This is a genomic window from Microcoleus sp. AR_TQ3_B6, from assembly GCF_036702785.1.
Lineage (GTDB): Bacteria > Cyanobacteriota > Cyanobacteriia > Cyanobacteriales > Microcoleaceae > Microcoleus.
The window spans coordinates 45,935-52,162 of record NZ_JAUBVJ010000059.1 but is presented as its reverse complement, the minus strand read 5'-3'; the positions used below and the strand labels follow the sequence as shown (position 1 = coordinate 52,162).

The following is a 6,228-nucleotide window of genomic DNA, read 5'->3' as shown; positions in this document are numbered from 1 at the left end:
GTCAACAGTCAACAGTCAACAGTCAACAGTCAACAGTCAACAGTCAACAGTCAACAGTCAACAGTCAACAGTCAACAATCATTCCGGTACAACCGGAATTAATATAACTTATGAAATTGCAAGCAGTAATACTCGATATTGACGGTACTCTGACGCTCAGCAATGACGCCCACGCTCAAGCTTGGGTAGAGGCATTTGCGGCTTACGGCTACGACGTGCCGTTCGAGAAAGTTCGCCCGCTAATTGGCATGGGAGGCGACAAAGTTATACCCAAAATGGTATCAGGACTTTCCGACGAAGCAGGCGACGGGAAAAAGATTGCACAGCGGCGCAAGGAACTGATTATTAACCGCTTTTCTCCCGAACTTTCTCCCACCCCCGGTTCGCGGGATTTGCTGTTAAAAATGCAGCAAGAAGGATTGCGGCTAATTATTGCTACTTCAGCTACCACCGAAGAACTTTCCGGTTTGCTGAAAGCTGCACAAGTTGACGATTTATTGGACCAAGCCACGACATCTAGCGATGCGGAAGCTTCTAAACCGGAACCGGATATTGTGGAAGCTGCTTTGAGCAAATTGCAGATGGAAGCGAGTCAGACTGTGATGTTAGCTGATACTCCTTACGATATCGAAGCTGCGGGCAAGTGCGGGGTGCCAGTAATTGCTTTTCGGTGCGGAGGTTTCGATGATGCTTCGCTGGCAAATGCTGCGGAAATTTACGATCACCCTGCTGATTTGTTGGCGCATTATGACGATTCTATTTTAGGAAAAAAGGAATTGGTAGGGCGGTGAAGTAATACGGCGCTAGCGGGTGGATTGCCACTATTAAGCGCGATCGCTCACAATCCACTCTACCTGATGGGCTTCTGTGCGATCGGGAATATCCAGCCGCGCAGCTAATTTGCGGATGACTGCTTCGGGTACAGTTGCTGGGCGCGATCGATTCCGCTGCAATATTTCTTCTAGAGGTACTTCTAGATAAACAATGCGAATTCGCGCTTGATAAGCAGCAAAAAAATTAATTAATTGCTGCCGCATTTGTTTAGTTGTATTCGTGGCGTTCCACACAAAAGAACGCCCCTGATTTATGTATTCGCGCGCTCTTTGTTTGGCTGCTGTCACCACATTTCCAGGTGTTTCGTCGGGAGGCACATTCATCTCTTTTCGCAGTGCATCCAGCGAGATTACTGGCAAATCTGGGAGATTTTTCCGAATCCAATAATCTTTACCGCTTCCTGGCAAGCCAGACATCAAAATTACTTCGCATTTAGTGTCGTCAAATGCTTCGTAATCCGGGTTGCCATTCTCTTTGTGGAAGTAGATAAATCGGCTGTGTGGTGATGGGAATTTTCGGGGAGAATCAAAACAATTATTTTCTTGACAAAACTCCCGAAATAGTTCTATTTTATCGAGCAGTTCTTGTCTGTCGCTACACAGTCGGCCGCGCACGTCTGCTTCGGCTAAAAGCGCGAGGAAATCGCAGCGGACAACTTGACTGACTTTAATTACAGACTGCTGCGGGTTGGGTTTGTCGATCAGCCAGATGGGTAAACTGCCGAATTGGACGATCGCCACAACTGTTTCGCGAATGTCAAACTGCACGGGCGGCTCGAATTGAGATAAAATTTGTCGGACCATTCTCGCACCTTGGCGGGCGTGACCTTTTGAGCTAATCCTGCCGTCGGCTTCTATTTTGGTAAAGGCTGGTTTGGCGACATCGTGCAGCAAAGCGGCGGCAAAAAGTATCGATCGTTCTTGGACGGGTAATTGACGCCAATTTGGGGAAGATATTAATGCTTCGCAGACCATTCTAGTATGAATTAAAACGTCTCCTTCGGCGTGATAAATCGGGTCTTGCTGACATCCTTTTAAGTTTTGAATCCAATCGAAATGATTTTGAATGCTGTCCCAATCCAGAAACCAATCGGGCGGTTGGGGACAAAAGGGAAAAGTCCAAGGCGGGGCTAACAGTGTATTCATAACTTTACTTGTTGGATCTGACTTAACAACTCATCAGTCCTATGGAAAAGGACTTTAGCTTTGAGGCAGGGGTTTAAACCGCTGCTGGAATTCGGGAAATATCGTGGAAAGTTGACGCCAATGGTCGCCATTTCTTACTTGACTCACATCTTGCACCATTCTCAATTACTTGTTTAGGAACAGGCAAGATGCCTGTTACACAAGAAAACTCATTCTTTGTGGAACGGGCATCTTGCCCGTTCTTGACAAGGGTGCAAGATATCAGTTTACAAACTAAAATCAAATAAATCGGCACCAGGACGCAGAAGATTCGGTATAATTGGGCGATTGAGCCAATGTCCTTCGGCATTTTTAATAGCAGTCAAAAAACTGGCGCGCACGTATTTGTAACGCGCCTTTACTATGCCATCTTCTTCGACTTTAATGTACAAACCCTCCATGCGATCGCTCTTGTCAGTCTCTTTCACACCTCGTTCTTCATCCAATCCCAATTCCCGACAGTACAAACGCAACCGATCCAAATGTCCAGGTTGAATAAAATTAGATTTTTCCATAAACTGCATCATTTGCTTGGGCGAATTCAGCACTCCCGAAAACAGCACGGGCACTGACACTAACGGCAGTCCGCTTAACAACTTCTGGCGGGATTCTGTACTCAGAAATTGACTCGTTTCTAAGTCCAGCACGTCGTATTCCATAAAATAGTGCGGCAAAAAATCATAAAAAACAGTGTGTTTGGCATAAAGCCATTCGCCGTAAAGAATGTAGCGATTTCCCAGCACTTCTCCCAAGGCTGGGCTGAGACTGAAAGCCCACTGTTTGAATAAGTTAAAATGTTTTTCCCTCGGCCCGCCGGTGAGATAGTGGCCGCGACTTTGCAGCAGCATTTGTCCATCGGGTGCGAAGCTGATGCCTGTATTAGCGCCGTCTACCTTTTCTTCTATAATTAGAGGGCGATCGATCAGGGCGCTAAATGGCACGCTGTCGAGGTCTTCATCACCCGGTTGGAAACGCGAACCTTCGATGTGATAAGTTCTAGGATATTTAACAATATTGAGCATCAGCTAATTGATTTTAAATTTTAAATTTGAGAGGCGACCCCATCCATTTTAAATTTTAGACTTTAGAGGCGACCAAATCTATTTAACCATTATAATGGAATGAGCACAAAGGAGCGTGTAAGTTGAAAAATCAAAGTTTCCAGAGCATATCATCAGCAATCGCTGGGATTCTATTACTAAGCGCGCTACTCCTCGGCTTAAACTCTTTTGTCGTCATCAATCCAGGTGAAGCAGGGGTAGTCAGCATTTTAGGAAAAGCCACAGATGGAGCATTGTTAGAAGGGTTTCACTTCAGACCCCCGCTAATATCCAAGGTAGATGTGTACGATGTAACAGTGCAAAAATTTGAAGTTCCCGCCCAGAGTGCTACTAAAGACCTTCAGGATTTAAATGCTAGTTTTGCGATCAACTTTCGCCTCGATCCTGAGAAAATAGTTGAGATCCGAAGGACTCAAGGAACTTTGGAGAATATAGTCTCAAAAATTATTGCTCCTCAGACGCAAGAAGCATTTAAAACAGCGGCTGCACTGAGAACCGCCGAACAATCTATTACTCAAAGAAGAGAACTGAAGCAAGACTTTGATACTGCGCTGAAGGAAAGGCTATCCAAGTATGATGTAATCGTACTCGATACGAGCGTTGTTAACATTCGATTCTCCACAGATTTTGCGAAAGCGGTTGAGGAGAAACAGGTTGCTGAACAGCGGGCGCAAAGGGCTGTTTATGTAGCTCAGGAAGCAGAACAGCAGGCTCAAGCTGACATTAACCGCGCTCAAGGTAGAGCGGAAGCTCAAAGACTTTTGGCTGAAACTTTGAAGGCTCAAGGCGGCAATTTAGTGCTGCAAAAAGAGGCGATCGAAGCTTGGAGAAGCGGCGGCGCTCAGATGCCAAAAGTGCTGGTTATGGGCGCAGGTTCGAGTCGGGTTCCTTTCATTTTTAATATGAGCGATATTCAGGAAGAACCAGAACACCCGCAAGCGACCAACAATTAAAATATGACAGAGGGTAACAAACCCGGTGTCTCCGAAAATATTGGCTTTGCTAACCAGAAATCTCACAAGAAACCGGGTTTCCTCAGAAAACACACACAAGTCCTATGAGAGTTGCCGGAATATGCTACACTTCTGAAAGTCACAATATAACGACAGTTTGAAACCTGTCGCTATAAAAGCGAAGTCCGCAATTAACACCCAGGCAACACAGTCATTTTAGGAAGCAAGGAAAAATCATGACCCGCGCTATTATGGAAACCGAGAAAGGCACAATCAATTTGGAATTGTTCGATGCGGATGCGCCTAACACAGTGAAAAATTTTGTTGAATTGGCGGAAAAAGGTTTTTACGATGGATTAACCTTTCACCGAGTCATTCCTAACTTTATGATTCAAGGTGGCTGTCCAAAAGGCAATGGAACGGGCGGCCCCGGCTACAAAATCAAGTGCGAAATCAACTCCAACAAACATTTGGCAGGAACTTTATCGATGGCTCACGCAGGCCGCGATACGGGTGGCAGCCAATTCTTTATTTGCCATTCTCCGCAGTCTCATCTAGATGGAGTTCACACAACTTTTGGCAAAACTGAGGATATGTCTGTCGTCAATGCTATCCGCCAAGGTGACAAGATTATTTCGCTCAAAATTGAGCATTAATTTCTAGTAATTAGTTTTGTTGGCAATAAGGAATAAAGTCCTTATTGCCAACAAAACTTGTGAAAGTTAAGAGTTTTAAAATCTACAATTTATGAGCTATAATTTATTGATGGTACAAGCCCCCGGATTTATGCGTGGAATCAATCCCAAATCCAAAATCCTTGCATCCTCAAGCCCCCGGATTTATCCGTGGTGTCAATCTAAAATCTAAAATCTAAAATCTAAAATCGAATGACTGTTATCAATGATTCGGCTGTGGTGACTGAGTTAACGGAACTATATTTAAAATACGAAAAAGCTCTTTGTACGAACGATATTGAAACTCTCGATAATTTGTTCTGGGATGCGCCGGAAGTCGTGCGGTTTGGGGTGACGGAGAACCTGTACGGGAGCGAGGAGGTGAGGGCTTTTCGCAAAGGGCGATCGCCTGCAAATGTCGATCGAGAAATGTTCAACCTCAAAGTCGTGACTTTCGATGCAGACACGGCGGCTGTGACGCTGGAATTCCGCCGTGCTTGCGATGGAGTAGTGCGGCTGGGGCGGCAGAGTCAGATGTGGCGCAAGTTTCCTGAAGGTTGGAAGATTGTTTCCGCTCACGTTTCTTTGTTGCCGGTGTAGATGTTAAAGGTAAGGAAACAATAATTGTCTAAAGCAGGCGGACTTTATGACTGAATCATTCATCCTCTAGAGCAACGTCTAATAATTCAATTTCCTGACTTTCTTCCCGATCTTCATAATTAAATTATAATCGGCTCTGCTTAATAATCTCGCTCAATATATCGCTTAAGTACCCTTTGGCAACAGCTTGTTCAAATCTTTCTATCAGAATAGGAACATTAATTATTTCTTCTATACATTCCATGTACTGAGATATTATAGCATTTATTGAATACAGCTTTCGAGCTTGTGCTTCAATCTTTGATTTAATTTCACTATCTGAATCTAAAGATTTAACTACAAATGTTATCGGATACCTTTCAATTTTATCAATGTCTAGGAAAGGTTTATTTACATCTACAGTTTCAGTCACCTGAAAAAAACGTCCTAGGGGTTTCATTACAAAGTCAATTCCCCCATCATTAGCATTTGTCCTACCTGTTTTAAACAGCTTTAAATTTTCTTGCTGGAGTGTGTCTAGTGCACAACCCCAATAAATAACTCGGTCATTGTAGTAGTATTTTAATATACTGTAGCTGACTATCTCGAAAATTCGAGCATCTACATTCGGCGCTACCATTTGTTTTATAAATTCTCTGACTGAACCTCTGTCAATGTTTGAGCATCTTTACAAATTTGAATAAACTTTTCCAAGCTATCTCTCTTAGCTTCAACGTAAGCATTAATTATGTGAATTACTGTTTCTGCTATATTGTATTCATTCTCATTGATTTTGACTTTTAATAAATTTTCGTTAAACCCATCAAACATATATTGCGTATAACTTGGCAAAACTTCCTCTTAATTTTGAGCCTTTATTTTAAGATTTAGTCTTGATATTCAAATATAAAATTAGCTGGCTTTCACGCAATATTTTATCCCC

The 6,228-nt window shown here is 43.4% G+C and carries 8 protein-coding genes; 4 read left to right on the top strand and 4 right to left on the bottom strand.

Features of this window, described 5'->3' with window-relative positions:
* Window positions 1-110: 110 nt before the first annotated feature.
* Window positions 111-791: an HAD family hydrolase gene (locus QUB56_RS24640; RefSeq protein WP_332958792.1), complete on the top strand. Its 681-nt coding sequence runs from the start codon at window positions 111-113 to the stop codon at window positions 789-791.
* A gap of 33 nt (window positions 792-824) precedes the next feature.
* On the opposite strand, the gene QUB56_RS24635 is transcribed toward QUB56_RS24640, so the two are convergent.
* Window positions 825-1,979: an AAA family ATPase gene (locus tag QUB56_RS24635; RefSeq protein WP_332958791.1), complete on the bottom strand. Its 1,155-nt coding sequence runs from the start codon at window positions 1,977-1,979 to the stop codon at window positions 825-827.
* Between the two features lie 266 nt (window positions 1,980-2,245).
* Window positions 2,246-3,040: an RNA ligase family protein gene (locus QUB56_RS24630; RefSeq protein ID WP_332958790.1), complete on the bottom strand. Its 795-nt coding sequence runs from the start codon at window positions 3,038-3,040 to the stop codon at window positions 2,246-2,248.
* A 122-nt stretch (window positions 3,041-3,162) separates the two neighbouring features.
* Between QUB56_RS24630 and QUB56_RS24625 the strand changes: the two genes are divergently transcribed.
* From QUB56_RS24625 to hpxZ, 3 genes are all read left to right on the top strand, one after another.
* The gene (locus QUB56_RS24625; protein WP_332958789.1) at window positions 3,163-4,032 is read left to right on the top strand and encodes a prohibitin family protein; all 870 of its coding nucleotides are present in this window, start codon (window positions 3,163-3,165) and stop codon (window positions 4,030-4,032) included.
* Between the two features lie 236 nt (window positions 4,033-4,268).
* Window positions 4,269-4,688: a peptidylprolyl isomerase gene (locus QUB56_RS24620; protein ID WP_332958788.1), complete on the top strand. Its 420-nt coding sequence runs from the start codon at window positions 4,269-4,271 to the stop codon at window positions 4,686-4,688.
* Between the two features lie 231 nt (window positions 4,689-4,919).
* Window positions 4,920-5,306 carry an oxalurate catabolism protein HpxZ gene (hpxZ, locus tag QUB56_RS24615; protein ID WP_332958787.1) on the top strand — a complete coding sequence of 129 codons (387 nt, stop codon included), beginning with the start codon at window positions 4,920-4,922 and terminating at the stop codon, window positions 5,304-5,306.
* A gap of 124 nt (window positions 5,307-5,430) precedes the next feature.
* On the opposite strand, the gene QUB56_RS24610 is transcribed toward hpxZ, so the two are convergent.
* Both QUB56_RS24610 and QUB56_RS24605 read right to left on the bottom strand, forming a co-directional pair.
* On the bottom strand, window positions 5,431-5,925 hold the full coding sequence (locus tag QUB56_RS24610) for a type II restriction endonuclease (protein ID WP_332958786.1): 495 nt from the start codon (window positions 5,923-5,925) through the stop codon (window positions 5,431-5,433).
* Between the two features lie 5 nt (window positions 5,926-5,930).
* Window positions 5,931-6,137 (bottom strand): hypothetical protein, encoded by a 207-nt coding sequence (locus tag QUB56_RS24605; protein WP_332958785.1) that lies wholly within the window; start codon window positions 6,135-6,137, stop codon window positions 5,931-5,933.
* Window positions 6,138-6,228 lie beyond the last annotated feature (91 nt).

Excerpts from the sequence above, each read along its gene's own strand:
- QUB56_RS24640 (WP_332958792.1), top strand. The coding sequence starts at position 111 with ATGAAATTGCAAGCAGTAATACTCGATATTGACGGTACTCTGACGCTC.
- QUB56_RS24635 (WP_332958791.1), bottom strand. The coding sequence starts at position 1,979 with ATGAATACACTGTTAGCCCCGCCTTGGACTTTTCCCTTTTGTCCCCAA.
- QUB56_RS24630 (WP_332958790.1), bottom strand. The coding sequence starts at position 3,040 with ATGCTCAATATTGTTAAATATCCTAGAACTTATCACATCGAAGGTTCG.
- QUB56_RS24620 (WP_332958788.1), top strand. The coding sequence starts at position 4,269 with ATGACCCGCGCTATTATGGAAACCGAGAAAGGCACAATCAATTTGGAA.
- hpxZ (WP_332958787.1), top strand. The coding sequence starts at position 4,920 with ATGACTGTTATCAATGATTCGGCTGTGGTGACTGAGTTAACGGAACTA.
- QUB56_RS24610 (WP_332958786.1), bottom strand. The coding sequence starts at position 5,925 with ATGGTAGCGCCGAATGTAGATGCTCGAATTTTCGAGATAGTCAGCTAC.